The sequence below is a fragment of the Lentzea xinjiangensis genome, assembly GCF_900110955.1.
GTDB lineage: Bacteria > Actinomycetota > Actinomycetes > Mycobacteriales > Pseudonocardiaceae > Lentzea > Lentzea xinjiangensis.
Genome location: NZ_FOFR01000043.1, coordinates 1 through 16374, shown reverse-complemented (window position 1 = coordinate 16374; position 16374 = coordinate 1). Strand labels below are relative to the sequence as shown.

Sequence of the window (16374 nt, the reverse complement as noted above, 5' to 3'; positions counted from 1 at the left end):
GGGCTCCGCCAGGGTCTGGCACGACAGGGTCGTGACACGTCGTTCCTCGGTCACGCCGAAAGTCACCTGCGGGTTGCTCAGGGAGATGCACGGCGCGAAATGGCGTGTCAGGTGCACATGGACCGGCCGTTCGGTGAGGGTGAGACCTGGGTTGTACGTGGTGATCTGCGTGCCCCCGCAATTGACGTCGCCACCGCCCACGGCGTTCGCGGGCGTGGTCACGCCACACAGCACCCCCACGGCGAGTGCGGTCGCACTCAGCGAAGCGGCGATCCGGTTCCTGGTCATGACGGTGCTCCTGTTCTGAGATGCGGACGCCGGTGAACCCGAGTGATCCGCTCGTGGCTCAGGCGGTCCGCGGCTGTCCATCCGGAACAAGTGATGGCCATAACATGGAGTCTTTCGCGATCTTCTGGCCGAGAGTTACCGGGCAAGTGGGTGAAGCTCGGTCCTGCAATCGGCGGACCGAGCGTCCATGCCGCCGGGGGGCTTCACGGGTGACCAGGTCAGAGCCGGGCGAGTCGGTGGGTCAGCTGCTGGCCGGGCGCTGGCAGAGGCGGTGCGTCCGAGCCGGGAGGTAGCGGCGGCGAGAATTGAGCGATGGCCGACACGATCACGGCAGCGATTGGTCGCACCGGCGCGGCGAAGACCGATGACGGCGCTGGAGCAGCAGCTCGCCGATCGCGTCGCAGACTGGGCCGCTGTCCACGAGTTCGTCAACGCACCCGGCCTCGAACCGCCCAGCCGGCGACGAGGGCAGCTGATCACGTCCCCTCGCTCCGCCGGACAGCTGCGGTGCCCCGGACGTGATCCTCTACGCCCGTGCCGGGCCGGTCTGCGCTGCGCTCAACCGTTGACGAAGGGTTCCAGCGAATTCCTCGGCGCGTTCGAGCTGGGTGCGGAGCTCGTTGCAGCGCTGCTGTGCGGCATGTTCGAACCCGCGCAGCGTGGTGATGAGTGACCTGTGTTCGCTGTCCTCGATCGGCTCGTCGCTGTCGAGGCGATCGGTGGCCGCCAGGAGCTCACGCATCTCGTCCAGGGTGAAGCCGAGCGGCTTCATGCGGCGGATGACCATGAGCCGGGCGACGTCGGATTCGGTGTAGAGCCGGAACCCGCCCTGGCTTCGCGCCGAGGGCACCACCAGACCGACTTCGTCGTAGTGCCGGATGGTGCGCTGGGACAGCTGGGTCCGGGCGACGACTTCGCCGATCTGCATGTGCTCGCCCGTCATGCGGTGTCCATTTCGGTCATTGCTGCGGTGTCACCACTCACACTCAGGCGATCCCCTACTGCCCCTACCTTAACGTAAGGGTAGAGTCTGGATCGGTGCCGAGCAGTCCGGTCAACGTCGACCGCGGTCCAGGCGGATCGCGAACCGGCACCGCCCCTCCGCCATCATCCCAGCCAGGAGCCGCCGCGTGTCTTCTTCCCCGCGTCGCCGGCTTCCCGCACCCCCGCCCTAGACCTCCGGGTAGCAGCCGCACCAGCCAGCGCCACGGCATCCGCCGCCATCGTGCGCGGCATGAGCACGCTCGCCCTTCCTCCTGCACCTTGATCAATCCGCCCGCTCCCCCAGCGGAACCGGGCCTGAGCACGACAGGCACATCGCTGACCATGTCTTCGAACTCCACGTTCACCCTGCCGCGGCTGAAGCGTCCCTCCTGGCTGTCGCCGAAGGTCCTGCGCACCGAGGTCCTCGCCGGGCTGGTGGTCGCGCTCGCGCTGATCCCCGAGGCGATCTCGTTCTCGATCATCGCCGGCGTCGATCCCAGCGTCGGGTTGTTCGCGTCGTTCACGATGGCGGTGGTGATCTCCGTCGTTGGCGGCCGCCCGGCGATGATCTCGGCGGCAACCGGCGCGATCGCCCTCGTCGTGGCACCGCTGGCGCGCGAGCACGGGTTCGGCTACCTGATCGCCACGGTCATCCTCGGCGGGCTGATCCAGATCGTGCTCGGCTCGCTGGGCGTGGCGAGGCTGATGAGGTTCGTGCCCCGCAGCGTCATGGTCGGATTCGTCAACGCCCTGGCGATCCTCATCTTCCTCGCGCAGGTGCCACAGCTGATCGACGTGCCGTGGGCGGTCTACCCGTTGTTCGCCGGTGGGCTGCTGATCATGGTGCTGTTCCCGCGCCTCACCAGGGTCGTGCCCGCTCCGCTGGTGTCGATCATCGCGCTGACCGCGCTCACCATCGGCGCCGGCATCGCCGTGCCCACCGTCGGCGACGAGGGCAAACTCCCGTCGTCGCTGCCTGTTCCGGGTGTCCCGGACGTGCCGTTCACCTGGACGACCCTGACGTTGATCCTGCCGTACGCGATCGCATTCGCCCTGGTGGGATTGATGGAGTCGTTGATGACGGCCAAGCTCGTCGACGACATCACCGACACCCACTCGAACAAGACCCGCGAGTCGATCGGCCAGGGCATCGCCAACGTCGTCACCGGGTTCTTCGGCGGCATGGGCGGCTGCGCCATGATCGGTCAGACCATGATCAACGTGAAGACCTCCGGAGCCCGAACCCGGTTGTCCACGTTCCTGGCCGGCACCTTCCTGATGATCCTGTGCATCGTCTTCGGCCCGGTCGTGTCCGACATCCCGATGGCCGCACTCGTCGCGGTGATGGTGCTGGTCGCCTTCGGCACCTTCGACTGGCACTCCATCGCCCCGGCCACGCTCAAGCGCATGCCGACCGGCGAGATCAGCGTCATGGTCATCACCGTCGCCGTCGTCGTGGCCACCGACAACCTCGCGATCGGCGTCATCGCCGGCACCATCACCGCGATGGTCATCTTCGCCCGCCGCGTCGCCCACCTGGTCACGGTCGAGCCGGTGCTCGACGCGGACGGCGAGCGAGTCACCTACACCGTCACCGGCGAGCTGTTCTTCGCCTCCAGCAACGACCTCGTCTACCAGTTCGACTACGCGAACGACCCCAGCCGGGTCGTGATCGACCTCGGCGCCGCCCACATCTGGGACGCCTCCTCCGTCGCCGCGCTCGACGCCATCACCACGAAGTACGCCGCCCGCGGCAAGGCCGTCGAGATCATCGGCCTCAACACCCCGAGCGCGACCATGCACGGCACCCTCAGCGGCGAACTCACCGGTAGCCACTGACACAAAGGCCCCACTGCTGGAACTACGGCCGTTCCAACCGAGCCCGCAGGCGCGCCAGGTCCGCCGTGATGCTCTTGTTCACCTGGCCCATCAGTGGGGATGCCCAGCCGAAGAACCTCCCGGGCGAGCCGATCGCTCGAATCGGACAAGCTTGATGCGGTAGATCCAGTTCCTGTCATCGCAACCTGGGCCCCCGACTGAGTCCGCGAACCTCTCGGACCCCGGCCAAGGCAGCGGTGCTGCTACACAGCTGAAGTCCTTCGCCCGTCGGACCGTCAACAGGCGGTGCCGGCGACTGTCCTGGCTACTTGGCGCTATCAGTTCGCAGCGTTTGGATGTGGACTGTGCGTTGACCGGTGTGCGCTTCGCGGCCATGCCAGCAACGGTAGTTGTCGAGCACGAGGATTTCCCCTTCATCGAGGCGAACCCTGGGCAATGCCGGCTGCGCACGCTCCACCTCGATGTCAAGGCGGGCGAGCATGGTGGTGATGTGCTCGGTGTCGGGGTCGCGGTGCAGCGGGATCGCGCCGTCTGTGCGGCGGGTGATCCGTCGGCCGGTACGGGTGTATTCGGTGTGCCTGCCGGCTCTGGGCGTCGAGGGAAGGCCACGTGTGCCTGCCCAGCGGCCGTAGAGGTCGACGTCGGTCTCGGCGAGGAATGCCCGCAGATCGGGTGCCAACGAGTCCGTGAAGGTGTGTGCGTCCAGCAAGAAGGACTCTCCGCCGGACGGTGCCTGCTCGGCGAGCAGCACGAGGACGTAATCCTCGTCGGGATGCCGCCGCCGTGTCGGATTTCCTGCGATGTCCACGACTATGTCGAAGCTGTCGGCGTGCAAGGACACCGTTGTGCCGTCAACGGAACGACGGGTGCGGTGAGGGTAGAGCTCCCGCAGCGCGGTGCCGAACAGCATTGCGGCCGCGACGGTGAGTGAGTCGGGACGGCTGGGCAAGTCCGTGAGGATCACCGCGCCGGTCTCGTCGAGGGTGTGCCGGGCCTGCGGATCGATGGCGTTGATCCGCTCGGGCACGATCGCGAAGTCGTTCATCGTTGCACCTGGAATTCACGAGAAGAGGGCACCAATGCGGCCACCGCGGGTGCGGCGAAGCACACCACCGTGCACACAGGACACTCTCGCGAGCTTGTCCGGCGCGACCTCGCGCTGGGTCGCTGTGAACCACGGGACGTTGAACAGTTCGATGCCGACCCCGGCGAGCGCGTAGGCGGCGACGACGAAGACGGGGTGCACCGGCAGGAGCAGGCTGAGCAGGGTGAACCCGTAGAGGGCGAGTCCGGCCAGAGCGGCCCACCCCTGGGCGCGTGGGCGCCAGCGCGCGATCAGCAGGGCGCCGAGGAGCGCCCCGACGGTGTAGGCGGTCACCGCGGCGGCGAGCACGGCTTCGGTGCCGTAGCGGTCGTGGCTGACCAGTGGCAGCACCACGCCGGTGGCCGAGTAGCCGGTGGCGATCGCCAGCGTCAACGCGCCCAGCCCTGCCAGGAACCACGGATGCCTACGTGCTTCCCGCACGCCGTCGGCGAACTCGGTCCAGAACCGCGGCTTGGCGACCGGCCTCTCGGGGCGGCGGGTCCCGCCGGGCGGGATCAGGGCGGCGGCCGGCCACAGAGCGCCATCCCGTACACGACCCGCATCACCGCACCGGCCCCCGCGTCGTAACCCCACCCGAGACGATCCCGGCGGGCTCGTCGCAGCACCTCCGCCGCGCCGAAGGTGCTCGACAGCTCAATCACGTCCACATAGGACAGATGTCGCCCGCTGCCGAGCTTCACGAGCTCACCGTCTCCAGACCAGCCGTGCGCGACGAACGGCGCCACCCACGCGCTGTCGTCTTCGCGCAGTACGACCTCACGACCATCGCGCCACCACAGCGTGACCTCGCCACCGCGCACCAGGTAGTGGGTGTCGCCCAGCTCGCAGAGCGCTTCCCCGCGGCCGTTGACACGCAGGTACAGGCCGGTCAGGTCGGGCAGGTGGGCGGTACCCGCGAGCGGCGCCACCCGATAGCCGCGGAAGTCGCGGATCCCGGCCCTGCTCTACTCGATGGAGCAGAACGTCTTGCCGACCACGTCGTGCTCCAGCCGTGCGGGCAGCCGCACCCGGTAGTCGGTCGCGAGCACCCGGCCCAGCGTCTCCGCCTCAGCCGGCGTCACGTCCGCTCCCAACAGGACCTCGGTGACGCGGCCGGGAGCGAGCCCGACGCGGCGGCCAGACCGACGGCGTCGAACCCGCGGCGCGCGCACAGCAGGGCGAGCGGGCTCGTGGCCACCAGCTCGTCGAACGCATGGTCGGGCCACTCGTTGGTCTCGGCGACCAGTGCCGCCAGCCCGGACGCGCCGCCACCAGCCAAAGGGCGCCGGTGCCTGCTGCCATGCCCGCGTTCACGAGGACCGCCGAGGAGAGTTGTGCCTCGTAGAGGCCGCGGACAGCGGCCAGTCCGTGGATCAGAGGGATGCGAGGTGACGTCGCCCAACCAGGACGGCCAGAACGACGTGGGCACGACGAACCCGCACCCGGCCATCACCAGCAGGTAGGCGGCGTTGGAAAAGATGTTACGCAGTGAGCTCGCCGCGAGCACCACGGCACCGAGTGCGACGCCGACGCAGTAGACGCTGAACGCGGTCAGCACCACCAGCAGGGCGAGCAGCGGCACCCGCCACCACGGCAGCTGGGCGCCCAGTTGAGGCCCGATCACCAGCAGGGACACCAGCGAGGTGACCGACCGCTCACCGGCCACTGCAGACTACGACCCCACGAACACCCACAGCAGCCGCGCCGGCGCGGCCACGAGCAGCGGCAGCGTGCCGGCAAAGCGTTCCCACGACGAGGACGCGACCACCATCGTCGACTCGATGACGCACGTCATGATGGCGTTGCCGATCACCAGGAACCGCATGCCCCCGGCGTCCGCGCCCACCACCACGCCGATCAGGGAGAAGAACGCAACCTGGGCGAGCATCCGCACGAGCAGGCCGAACGTCCACGCCTTCCAGCAGCCCCCATCGGCCCAGACGACGGCCACGTGGTCGGACCGGTTGGCCGCCTTCCTGCGCGGCATCGTCCCGAACAGCCCTTCGTGTCGGCCGAGGAGATGCACAGCACACTGGAAACAGATCTGTTTCCTCGGTGCTAGCATGGTTTCATGCCTGCCGAGGACACGAGGAGCCGATTGGTCGCCCACGCCACCAATCTGTTTCACCGCGAGGGGTTCCACGCAGTGGGTGTGGACCGCCTGGCGGCGGACCTGGGCATCTCGAAGAAGACCCTTTACAAGCAGTTCCGGTCCAAGGACGAGCTCCTCACGGAGGTCCTGGACCGTTGCGGCGACATGGCCGTGCAGGACTTCCCCGACGAAAGCGATGACGCTTCGCCACGGGAGCGGCTGCTGGGCGTTTTCGACGCCCAGCGCGCGTACTGCGAGGCCCCGGAGTTCTCCGGGTGCTTCTTCGTCAACATCGCCACCGAGTTCCGGGACCCGTCGCACCCCGCGGTGCGGCAGGCTTGTTTCCACAAGAGTCAGTTGCACGGCTATGTCCGCCGTCAGGCGGACATAGCCGGTGCACACGATTCGGAATCGCTGGCCGAACAGCTCGTGGTGCTGCACACCGGTGCCGCCGACTACGCGCTGCTGACCGGCCGCTACCCGGCCACGATCCGGCAGGCGGTCGAGGCGCTCCTCGACGTTCACGGCATCCACTGAGCCGCTGCGCCGCCGGCACGACGAAGTGCCTGGCGACAACCTCGCATCAACACCGATCACGGACGGCCGACGCCGCCTGAAGGGACAGCCATGCCTGCTCTGCGCGATTCACTCACCCTGCCCGCCTTCAGCACCACCAACCGGGTCTTCATGGCTCCGATGACCCGCATGCGTTCCGCCCAGCCCGGCGACGTTCCCACCGACCTGATGAGCGAGTACTACACCCAGCGCGCCGGTGCCGGCCTGATCGTCACCGAAGGCTCGCAGATCAGCCCTCAGGGCAAGGGCTACTTCGCCACGCCCGGCATCCACACCGACGAGCAGATCGCCGGATGGCGCCGGATCACCGACGCCGTCCACGATAAGGGTGGCAAGATCGCTCTGCAGCTGTGGCACGTCGGCCGTGTCACCCACTCCGTCTTCCAGGGTGGCGGACCGGGCGTCTCCGCCAGTGCCGTTCCCTTCAGGGGCACCACCACCATCCAAGGCCTTGACGGAGAGCTGGTCACGGCCCCCTGCCCGACCCCGCGTGCACTGACCGTCGAGGAGCTGCCCGGCATCGTCGAGGACTACCGGCGCGCCACCGTCAACGCCCGGAGCGCCGGGTTCGACATGGTCGAAATCCATGGCGCCAACGGATACCTGCTGCAGCAGTTCATGTCGGCCAGCAGCAACCAGCGTGACGACGAGTACGGCGGCAGCATCGACAACCGCGCCCGGTTCCCGCTCGAGGTGGTCGACGCCGTCGTGGACGCCTGGGACGCGGCCCACGTCGGCATGCGCATCTCCCCCATGATCAAGTTCGGTGGGCTCGACGACTCCGACGGTCTGGAAATGGGCCTGCACATCGCCAGCGAGCTCAACCGCAGGGAACTGGGCTACCTCCACCTGTGTGAGCCCGACTGGGCCGACGGGCCCGAGCTCGACGACGACTTCCGCATCAAGCTCCGGGAAGCCTTCAACGGCGTCATCATCGCCGCCGGCAACTACACCGCTACCAAGAGCGCTCGCGTCCTGGATGCCGGCTGGGCCGACGCCATCGCCTTCGGCCGTCCCTTCATCGCCAACCCCGACCTGCCCCACCGCCTGTTCAACGACACCCCGCTCAACGAGCTGCGGCCCGAACTGATCTACGGCGGCGGCGCCACCGGCTACACCGACTATCCCGCTCTCACCGACTGACAGCGCCGGAACAAGCCCGTTCGGCACGAATATCGACCCGGTGCAGAGGTACGAGGAGTGCGTCGCCCTACGGCTCGTACAGCGAGGCACAGCGCGACAAGCAGTCCCGCCGGCCCGCACCCCTGGCACGGGTCGACGCCGATGTAGCGGCGCAACGCGTCCGTCAGGACAAGGCGGCACCACCGGTCATCGCGGTGGTGCCGCCTCCGGCGTCTCTCCGTCACTCGTGTGAGGCCCACCTCTGACGGCGAAGTCCTGATGAAAACCAGCACCTCACCGTTGTGCATCAACGCGAGGTGTTGGCATTCCGCAGCCTGTTTCCCGGCTCCCAGGCCGGGTGGTGCGGCGACACAGCCAGGCACATCCGCAGTTTCTGCCTGGCCAGCTTGCGGATGCCCTCGAAGACGACATCGGACAGACGGTCGCGGCTGCCTGACAGTTGATCATGTCACATCGCCGCGATGGAGCAGATCTCCCACACGCTCCGCCGGAACAAAGACGCAGTGCGGCCGATTCCTACCTCCACGCCAAGCTGCGACGGGCAGCACCGTCGGCTTCTCGCTACAACTGGCAGCCAGGACCGGCCTCCGCGCGTGCACTCTCGCCCATCGATCAGAGCCTGCGCGAAGAGCACACAACTCGTCGAAACTGCTTCCGACACAAAGGAAGCCGATCTCAGGGTACGGAACACCTCCGCCGACTGCGCGTGATCGCGCAGCGCGTAGGACACGAGTCCGAACATCACGCCGGACGCGAGGTCATGCAGTCGTCCGGATGCCTCCTCGTCGCCGCGTGCCACCCGCAGCAACGAGTCGTCCGCACCTATAGATTCCGAAAGATCTTCACAACAGACGGAGCGGAAGATGGCGCTTCGGCTCTTCGCCAAGACCTGACCATCTCACGGGCTGCGAGCTGCTTGGACAGGCATGGGACGGCGAGCTCATGCGTGCACCTGCGGCGGACTGTGAATTGCCTTGCATCGACGGACATGGTCTTCGCAGAAGAACCGGTCGCGCCTGAACCGGGGACGCCCGCGGCTCGCCGACCCGTAACGCAGGTGCGTCAGGCCGGTGGCCAGTCGCGGCGAATACCGGTCAACCAGCAGCACCTGCACCAGCGGCCGAGGTTCTTGCACAGTGATCCCGAGTGGGGTGGCATCTAGGCGGCAGGCTGGTTGGGCGTTGTCGCCAAAGCGGGCGTCTGGCAACGGGAGGACCTGAGGCGAATGGACTTCACCAGCCAGTTGGACGACGTTCCGAAACCCCTGGCACTCGACCTGGACGGCCAAGGCCGGTCCCTCGCGACGATCCGGCGTTGGACGCGGAACGCCCTGTCCGCTGTCACCGAGGACGAAGCCGAAGACATCCTGCTCCTCGTCAACGAACTGGCGAGCAACGCCTTCGACCACGGCCGCAGTCCCCGCCGACTACGGCTGTCCCGGTCGATGGAGCCGTGCTTCGTGCGCGTCGAAATCGACGACGCCTCACCTGACCCGCCCACGCTGGGAACCTCGCGACTCGGCGGCAACCGCGGCCGAGGGATGATGCTGGTCAATCGACTCGCCAAGGACTGGGGCGTCACTCACGGCCCTGGAGGCAAGACCGTCTGGGCCGAGATCACCTGCGAACCGCTCTGATCCTGTACTGCGTGCCACAGTGCCAAGCGGCTAGCCATCCTGGCCAGCGACCGCGTCACTCCTGGCCGCCGACGCGCGCAAAGCCGTCCTAATAGAACGATCAATACTCGGCAGGGTCAGGAGCGATTCTGTCCAGCAGTGCCGCGACGGCGGCGTGGTCCACATCCACGCGGACCAGCACGACCCCATCGACCTTGGTGATCCGCAACGGTTTCAGCACCTGTTCGTGCGCAGCGGCAACCGCGAAGCCGACCTGGTGTTCCCGCGCTGCCTGCCAGCCGTCCATCAACAGTTTGAGGCCAGCGGAGCCGAAGAAACTCACCTCAGTCAGATCCACGACTACAGCGTGCCCAGCCCGCTCGATTCGTGCTCGCAACAGCGGCCACAGCTCATCGGTCGTGCCCGCGTCGAGTTCGCCGCCGACCCGCACCACCTCCACGCCTGCCTGCGGCCCAGCATCCACCGAGACCGTGCAGTACGGACCAACCTGCATGCGCATCAGCACTCTCCGCGTTCGTGCGACAGACGGACTCTCATCTGGTCGTACACCGACTGCCTCATCACCAACACTTTTCGATCACCGTGCACTTCCCGCGCACGCCCGCGTTTGCCTGCCTTCTGCGGAGCGCGAGGCCACAGAATCCAGGAGCTGCCAATGCCAGGTGGACCACGATGGCCCGGGACACCCCACCGATGGCCTGAGCATTTCGCCCCCAGGCACCGGCGCGTTCACCTTCTATGAATTGCCTATCGCCCCTGAGCGGTGCGCCGTTATCACCGCGACGTGCCGCCTAACACCCACCACGCTCACGAACGACTACCGGTCGTCAGCAGATCACTCGTACGGGTCGCCGCCGCAATCGTATTGGGTCCGACGGCCACCGCGCGCCGGTAAGGGTCGCTCGACTCGCCCGCCGTCAAGCAGCACGAGGGCCATGTTGAGCGCACGTCGGCCAGCACGCAGCCCGCCGTGGCACTCGACCCGTTGTCGTGATAGCCCGACACCCGGCTGGCTAATTAGGCGAACGTCGCGTTCCGGTACGGCCTCGATGTGCGCGGCCACGGGATCGGCTGGCGGCTCGAAGGCAGAGTCGGATGGTCAAGGCGCAGTTCGTCGACGCTGATAACGCAGCAGAGGGCGGAATACACCGCCCGCTGCCTTGAGGAGCCCTCGGCAGGCGGTTCGGCGGCTGGTGGCGGGTTGGGGCATCCGCAGGTAGCGCACCACAGGCTGACGATCGTGTACTGCTGATCGGAGTTGTCCTGGCCGAGGCGTTCCAGTGCGTACAGGCCGGCCAACCACACCGGCGCCTTGTCGGAGCCGAGTTGGTCGGCGGCTTTGGTGTAGAGCTCGGTGACCTGGCGTGCTCTGGCGGCGCCCGGCGAGGTAGAGCGCGAACAGCGCGCCGCCGTCGGCGACGACGCTCAACGCGATCTTCAGCACGTTCAGCTTCGCGACCACAAGTCCTTGCCGCCGATCGTCGCGTTCAAGTCCACCTCACCGCAGCGACGCGCTCCAGCCACTCCAACGTCGCCCATAGCACCCCGCCGGCCGCGAGCACCAGCACGACCAAGCCCAGCACCGGCACGGTCCACGGCAACTGCCCGTCGGCTTCCGGTCGCGGGCGGGTCGGGCGCAGCCGGGCCAGGGCACGGCGCCAGCGGGATGGAGGCGCGGGTTCAGCAACGGTAATACCTGTCGTGATCAGCGCCGGTGTTGCTCGCCGATCGTCTGGAGGTTCGCCTCCAACAGCGCACCGTCCCGGTCGCTTTCGCGGTGGGAGTACCGCGCGGGGCCGGACGTCGCATGGTTCCCGCCCGGCCCCGCGGCACATACCGCCTCGGTCAGCAGTCGCGCCAGACTCCGGTCCACCCGGCCCCGGGATCACTGGTGCACCAGTACCCGGTGCCACCGGGTGCCCAGACCGACAGGTTGCGGGTACTCCCGCTCCACCACACCGAGTCCCTGCCTTCCGGGTCTGGACCGTCAAACGGAGGGTTGATCATGTCGTCCGCTGTCTTGTTGCCTGGCATCAAGGACCACCCGTTGTTGCCGGGCCAGGTATGCCACACCGTTCCGTCGACCCGGACCGCGAAGATCTCCTCCCTCGAACCGTCGGCGTTCCAGGCGATGTGCCGGAACGCGTTGCACTTTCGGAGGTGCAGAACACCCGCGCCCCACGCGGGCGCGTCCACCTGCATGATGCAAATGGCATCCGCGTCAGCGGTCTCCGCGGAGGCCACACCCCCTGGAACCAGCGCGACACCACATGCGAACACCGCAGCTATGGCGGCCTTGACGATCTTGCGCATCCGAACTCCCCTCTTCGGGCCCGCGTCCCCCCAGCGACCAACAGGCGATCACGAAGCACACCTTCATGCCACCTCATGACTTCGTGATACCGACCAAACCACTGCGCGCATCGGTAACCAATCTTTTCGTCGATGCTCGAAATCCTGTATCGCTCAGGCATGCATTGACCGCATCCAGGCAGTCGCGCGAGATCGCCTCGGCCTCGTGGTCACCCGCCGTCGGACCCGATGCCGAGCACCAGGTCCTCGAGCCGGCCACCTGATCGACCAACCGCGATAAGAGGGTGTGCCGTGCCGGATCTACTCGGGGGTCTGGACTTGGCGATCACGCGAGCTCAAGCAGCCGTCGTGGCCTCAACCGGCTACGAGCTGGACCGCACCTACCATGGCATCCAGCAGGACCCGGAGACCACCGGCCGGGCGGTCGACCCAGGTCGGCTACTGGTGGAGCTCACCGCGACCGGCCCCACCGAACGGCAGTCCGCCCAGGCACTGCGCAAAGTGCCCGAGTTCAGCCACAACGCCTTCACCTGGGGATACGACGGCAACGGGCCCAGCGCCATGGCGGCCGCGATCCTGGCCGACGCCCCCCAACCCCGACCCGGCGCTGCTCGACGGCGGCCGGGCCGAGGAGCTGTACGCCAACCTGCGCGAGGACTTCGTCGAGGACTTCCTGGTGACAGCCACCGACGAGTTCCGGCTCCGCCGGCGCGGTGCTGCGATGGGTGCACGGTTGATGGATCCAGCACGGCGGCGAGCAGCCGCTGCCGCTGGCGCTGGCCGACCTGCACATGGACGTGACGCCTGGCAGCACCAGTCCGTCGTAGCCGCATTTGGCGGCTACATTACTCCCATCAGGTGACGAAAGGGTGCAAGTGCAATCAACTTTCGTCCGCAGAACCGTAGACGACTATCGCCGAATTGCCGGGATGCGGTAGGTGTTATACGACTAGCCATGTCGACGGGAGAGCGGCCAATGAGGAAGACTTGTCAGTTGATCAGTGCCGCGATAGCGATGTTTGCCCTGACCGGAGTTCTGATGACTTCTGCGCAAGCAACTCCGGTCCCATGTTCCACCTGGCAGTACAACACCGATGACGGTAAGCCGATCTACAGCAGCGGTGCTGGCTATGACTTGGTGGGATACACGGCAAGCGACGGATTCGTGAACGTCACCGGATTCTCCGGCGACTTCCGATACGGAAACTTCTACAATTCTTCGGGGCAGCGCTACCAGACGGAGAAGTGGATTCATCTCACGCACATCCACTACGTGCGCTGCTGGTGAAAGACTGACGTTCGCGCGAGCCCTACCGTCGGGGCACGGCTCCCCCTACGCTGACCATCGCAGGCCCGACCGGTCGGGCCTGCGATGGTCAGACCGGCCGGTGGTGGCCTGGTCCGACAGCGGCGGCTCAGCGATGTGATCGCGGCTCGTCGACGACTATGTGCCGGCGTGGCCGAAACCATGCCCAGCGACTGCCAGCGATCCGAGCACACGTGGACCGACACCTGCCACCGCCAGCGCCGGCGAAGACGCGGCCTGCGTTCGCGGCTCCCCACCCACAGCGACCCGATGCCTGGGTCTCGCGCAAAGAGCTGGCGTCGAGTTCACCCTGACGATCGATGTCCACCACCCCGCGTCAGAATCGACGACATCACTCGACAATCCCTGTCGGCAGTGCGCGTCCACGCCAATGACAGGAAGTCCTCGTGATCACGGCCGACAGAGGAATCTCCAGAAGTTCCGCGCGCTTCAGGCCCTTGCCAACAATCCCGGGGCCCCGTGTGACAGTCCTCGGCGGTGCTGCCCGTGTCGGCAGTAGTCCACCTGGCAGGGGGCTCCGCCTCTTCTGCAGCGTCGAAGTGGCGTGCGTACTGCCGGTGCGGCTACGGCACAACACCCCTCGTCACCAGGGAACGCGCAAGGCGCGCTCTGATCACGCCCCACGAACTGGACCCCCGGAATGCGTGCTGTGCGGCGTGTCCTACGCACACAGCGGATAGACCGATCTCTGGACCAGTTCGATGTGCTCACCGATCCCAGCACCGCCGATGAGTTCCTGGTCTGCCGCGACATCCTCGGCTGCCGACGCAGCGACCGTGGACACCACACGGGAGCCCGCGTCGTTCCCGCCGGGACGAACGTCGACTCGACGCTTTGCGAGGCCGTTCACGTCCTTGTGCCACGGCACTTTGCAGCCGATGTGGCCGGCGCGGTGCTCGTCGGTGTCTGTAGTGACTCGTTCACGGCATTGCTCCACAGCTGCACGAGCTGGCGGATGCAGCCCCGACACGTGGCTGGTTGGCTTTGCACCTCGCCACCGATCGCGAGCGAACGATCTCTGCAGAACACGGCCGGTTCAGGTCCTGCGATCCGGTCCTCACGTGACCGCGCTGAGTATCTTAACGACAGCAAAGTGACGGTCTGACGTGAACGGTTGTGCGGCCCTCAACCCGGCGTTGTTGAGTACGCCCTGTTAAGGGTTATCGCGGTGTTGCGGCTGGGAGAGCGTCTGCAAACGACGGTGGCAGGTTCACGATGCCCAGAGATGGGTTTTCGCGAACCTGCCACCACGAGGGTAGTACGTGCTGCTGTGATCAGGCACGGGTGGGCAGGGCTCGCTTGCCCAGAGCCACGCCCAGTCCGATCATGCCGATGCCCAGGATCAGGTGCAGCCAGTTGTCGGCGGTGTTCAGCGGGACGAAGTTGGCGGCGCTGTCATGATCGATGATCAAGCCGTAGAGCCACAACACGAGGTAGATGACGCCGCCGCCGACCAGGTACAGGTAGGCACCGCGGACGGTGCGCGCCAGGACGATGCCTGCGACACCGAAGGCCAGGTGCACGATGTTGTGCAGAATCGACACCTGGAAAAGACCCAGCAGCAGAGCCTCGGAGTGATGGCCCGCGAACCCCAGCGTGTCGTAATTCGTCGTCAAGCCGGGGATGAATCCCGCAACGCCAACCAGCAGGAACACCACCCCAACGACCAGTGCGGCCAGCTGCACCGGTGTGCGCGTAGTGTGTTCGACCCGGGACATCGCGTCCTCCAAGACAATTGAGCTCGAAACTCCTGCGATCCACAACTGGATAACCCGAACCGCCTGTAGGTAAACCGGCCTGCATAACGGGCGCGATACGATTCCACGAAGTTTAGGTTCGTCTCAAAGAGCGGATCTTCCCTCCGATACGACGAAGCGTTTCTACATGCTGTGACGAACGCCGGAGCCCCTCCGTGAGCACTTTGCGGTGAACACGGCCGTCGCGGCGACCAGTTGCCAGGTGGTGATCGCGTAGACGGAGCCGCGTTCCCAGGTGCCGTTCTCGAACAGCAGGGTGGTCCCGAAGGCGGTGTTGAGGCCGAGCGCCAGCAGTGAGGTGATGCCGATGCCGCCCAACGCGAAACCGGCGATCCGGACGAAGCGCGCTGCCGCGTGGTGGCGGAGCAGGAGAGCTGCGGCGACGGTGGCGAGGTTGCCGCCGAGGATCGCCATCACCGCGCCGACGGGATGAAGAGCCGCGGTACCGTCGGCGGCCGCTTGCTGACCGCTGTGGAAGGTGGCGACCAGGACGTTGCCGACGGCGTGCACGACCGCCAGCGCCAAGAAAGCCGCACGTGCCTTCCCCGCGGGCAGGGCCCGGACCGCGAACACCGCGCCGAGCAGGAAGAACAAGCCTTGGTGCAGGAAGCCGAGATTCATGACCTCCGCCAACGGCGAGTCGACCGACCGCTCGTCCAGGGGATTCTCCCGCACGGCGCCGAGATCGCTGATGTAGTCGCGCGCATAGCTGTAGCCGGGAAACGCGGACGCCGCGACGGCCTCTGAGAGCAGGTACCAGGTACCTCCCAACGCCCACAGCACCGCTGCGGTGACCAGCGGTTCCCATGTCAGTTCGCCCGGTCGCGCCATTCTCGCTCCTCAGCCGCACTGGTCACCGTGTGAACCAGGTGTCGACGGCACCCTGGTCACCGCACCGGCCCGTCCCAGGCGCCGATGGAGGACGCTCGGGGACGGGTTGGTGCGGAAGCGCGCCAAGGGGGCAAGAAGACCACTCCCACGCGGGTGGTGGCTCGGATGTCAACGGCGACCGAGGCCCAGACCCACGTCGATGCCGAGGTCCAGGCCGAGCAGGCCGCCCTGCCAGGTCCGGAACGAGCCGCAGGCGGCCGGCGAGGTGGCCTCCAGGGGCAGGGACGGGTCCAGGTCGCTGGGTGCGCTGCCGTCGTAGGCGCCGCTGCGGTTCGGGTCGATGCCGTGCACGACCAGAACCGCCTTGCCGTTGCGGATGTTGCTCGCGACGTCGGCGGTCACGGTGATGCTGCGCCGGTAGTCGTAAGAGGTGCCGCCGGGCGCCGGGAAGCGGTCGACGGCCAGGCCGCTGGCGGGGCTGGTGTCGCCGCTCGTCGTCAGCGA

General features: G+C 67.0%; 16 protein-coding genes and 2 pseudogenes. 6 read left to right on the top strand and 12 right to left on the bottom strand.

Annotated features, from left to right (window positions below; translation table 11 throughout):
- Both BMW88_RS40490 and BMW88_RS40485 read right to left on the bottom strand, forming a co-directional pair.
- Positions 1-288: hypothetical protein (locus BMW88_RS40490; RefSeq protein ID WP_218148406.1), on the bottom strand; the 288-nt coding region annotated here is incomplete at its 3' end.
- Between the two features lie 526 nt (positions 289-814).
- Positions 815-1231 (bottom strand): MerR family transcriptional regulator, encoded by a 417-nt coding sequence (locus tag BMW88_RS40485; protein ID WP_089962492.1) that lies wholly within the window; start codon positions 1229-1231, stop codon positions 815-817.
- Between the two features lie 383 nt (positions 1232-1614).
- Here BMW88_RS40485 and BMW88_RS40480 point away from each other — a divergent pair, with 383 nt between their 5' ends.
- Positions 1615-3111: a SulP family inorganic anion transporter gene (locus BMW88_RS40480; protein ID WP_089962488.1), complete on the top strand. Its 1497-nt coding sequence runs from the start codon at positions 1615-1617 to the stop codon at positions 3109-3111.
- Positions 3112-3415: 304 nt separating this feature from the next.
- Here the strand turns inward: BMW88_RS40480 and BMW88_RS40475 are convergent, their stop codons facing one another.
- From BMW88_RS40475 to BMW88_RS40460, 5 genes and pseudogenes are all read right to left on the bottom strand, one after another.
- On the bottom strand, positions 3416-4156 hold the full coding sequence (locus BMW88_RS40475; RefSeq protein ID WP_089962485.1) for a TauD/TfdA family dioxygenase: 741 nt from the start codon (positions 4154-4156) through the stop codon (positions 3416-3418).
- A pseudogene (locus BMW88_RS40470) lies at positions 4153-4738 on the bottom strand (MFS transporter); the annotation flags it as partial. The pseudogene BMW88_RS40470 and the gene BMW88_RS40475, both read right to left, overlap by 4 nt.
- Positions 4711-5124 (bottom strand): cupin domain-containing protein, encoded by a 414-nt coding sequence (locus BMW88_RS41545; RefSeq protein WP_143116521.1) that lies wholly within the window; start codon positions 5122-5124, stop codon positions 4711-4713. The pseudogene BMW88_RS40470 and the gene BMW88_RS41545, both read right to left, overlap by 28 nt.
- A gap of 149 nt (positions 5125-5273) precedes the next feature.
- On the bottom strand, positions 5274-5861 hold the full coding sequence (locus BMW88_RS40465) for a hypothetical protein (protein ID WP_089962482.1): 588 nt from the start codon (positions 5859-5861) through the stop codon (positions 5274-5276).
- Positions 5862-5867: 6 nt separating this feature from the next.
- Positions 5868-6182, bottom strand: a complete 315-nt coding sequence (locus BMW88_RS40460) for a hypothetical protein (RefSeq protein WP_143116520.1) — start codon at positions 6180-6182, stop codon at positions 5868-5870.
- 84 nt (positions 6183-6266) lie between these two features.
- Here BMW88_RS40460 and BMW88_RS40455 point away from each other — a divergent pair, with 84 nt between their 5' ends.
- The 3 genes from BMW88_RS40455 (at position 6267) to BMW88_RS40445 (ending at position 9642) form a co-directional block, all read left to right on the top strand.
- Complete coding sequence (locus tag BMW88_RS40455) at positions 6267-6824, top strand: TetR/AcrR family transcriptional regulator (protein ID WP_089962474.1); 558 nt, start codon at positions 6267-6269, stop codon at positions 6822-6824.
- Positions 6825-6914: 90 nt separating this feature from the next.
- Positions 6915-8006 (top strand): alkene reductase, encoded by a 1092-nt coding sequence (locus tag BMW88_RS40450; RefSeq protein WP_089962471.1) that lies wholly within the window; start codon positions 6915-6917, stop codon positions 8004-8006.
- A 1225-nt stretch (positions 8007-9231) separates the two neighbouring features.
- On the top strand, positions 9232-9642 hold the full coding sequence (locus BMW88_RS40445) for an ATP-binding protein (RefSeq protein WP_089962469.1): 411 nt from the start codon (positions 9232-9234) through the stop codon (positions 9640-9642).
- A 100-nt stretch (positions 9643-9742) separates the two neighbouring features.
- Here BMW88_RS40445 and BMW88_RS40440 read toward each other — a convergent pair whose 3' ends face one another.
- Together BMW88_RS40440 and BMW88_RS40435 are read right to left on the bottom strand one after the other, a co-directional pair.
- Complete coding sequence (locus BMW88_RS40440; protein WP_143116519.1) at positions 9743-10141, bottom strand: STAS domain-containing protein; 399 nt, start codon at positions 10139-10141, stop codon at positions 9743-9745.
- 1346 nt (positions 10142-11487) lie between these two features.
- Positions 11488-11955 (bottom strand): hypothetical protein, encoded by a 468-nt coding sequence (locus BMW88_RS40435; RefSeq protein WP_143116518.1) that lies wholly within the window; start codon positions 11953-11955, stop codon positions 11488-11490.
- A gap of 228 nt (positions 11956-12183) precedes the next feature.
- Here BMW88_RS40435 and BMW88_RS44630 point away from each other — a divergent pair, with 228 nt between their 5' ends.
- Together BMW88_RS44630 and BMW88_RS40430 are read left to right on the top strand one after the other, a co-directional pair.
- A complete protein-coding gene (locus BMW88_RS44630) occupies positions 12184-12756 on the top strand; it encodes a DUF6166 domain-containing protein (protein ID WP_425434742.1) in 573 nt (190 codons plus the stop codon).
- Positions 12757-12949: 193 nt separating this feature from the next.
- On the top strand, positions 12950-13243 hold the full coding sequence (locus BMW88_RS40430) for a hypothetical protein (RefSeq protein WP_089962460.1): 294 nt from the start codon (positions 12950-12952) through the stop codon (positions 13241-13243).
- 1313 nt (positions 13244-14556) lie between these two features.
- Here the strand turns inward: BMW88_RS40430 and BMW88_RS40425 are convergent.
- The 3 genes and pseudogenes from BMW88_RS40425 to BMW88_RS42610 all read right to left on the bottom strand — a co-directional run.
- A complete protein-coding gene (locus tag BMW88_RS40425; RefSeq protein WP_089962495.1) occupies positions 14557-15000 on the bottom strand; it encodes a DUF4383 domain-containing protein in 444 nt (147 codons plus the stop codon).
- A gap of 162 nt (positions 15001-15162) precedes the next feature.
- A complete protein-coding gene (locus BMW88_RS40420) occupies positions 15163-15870 on the bottom strand; it encodes a DUF998 domain-containing protein (protein WP_089962457.1) in 708 nt (235 codons plus the stop codon).
- A gap of 168 nt (positions 15871-16038) precedes the next feature.
- Positions 16039-16374: pseudogene (locus BMW88_RS42610) on the bottom strand (hypothetical protein); the annotation flags it as partial.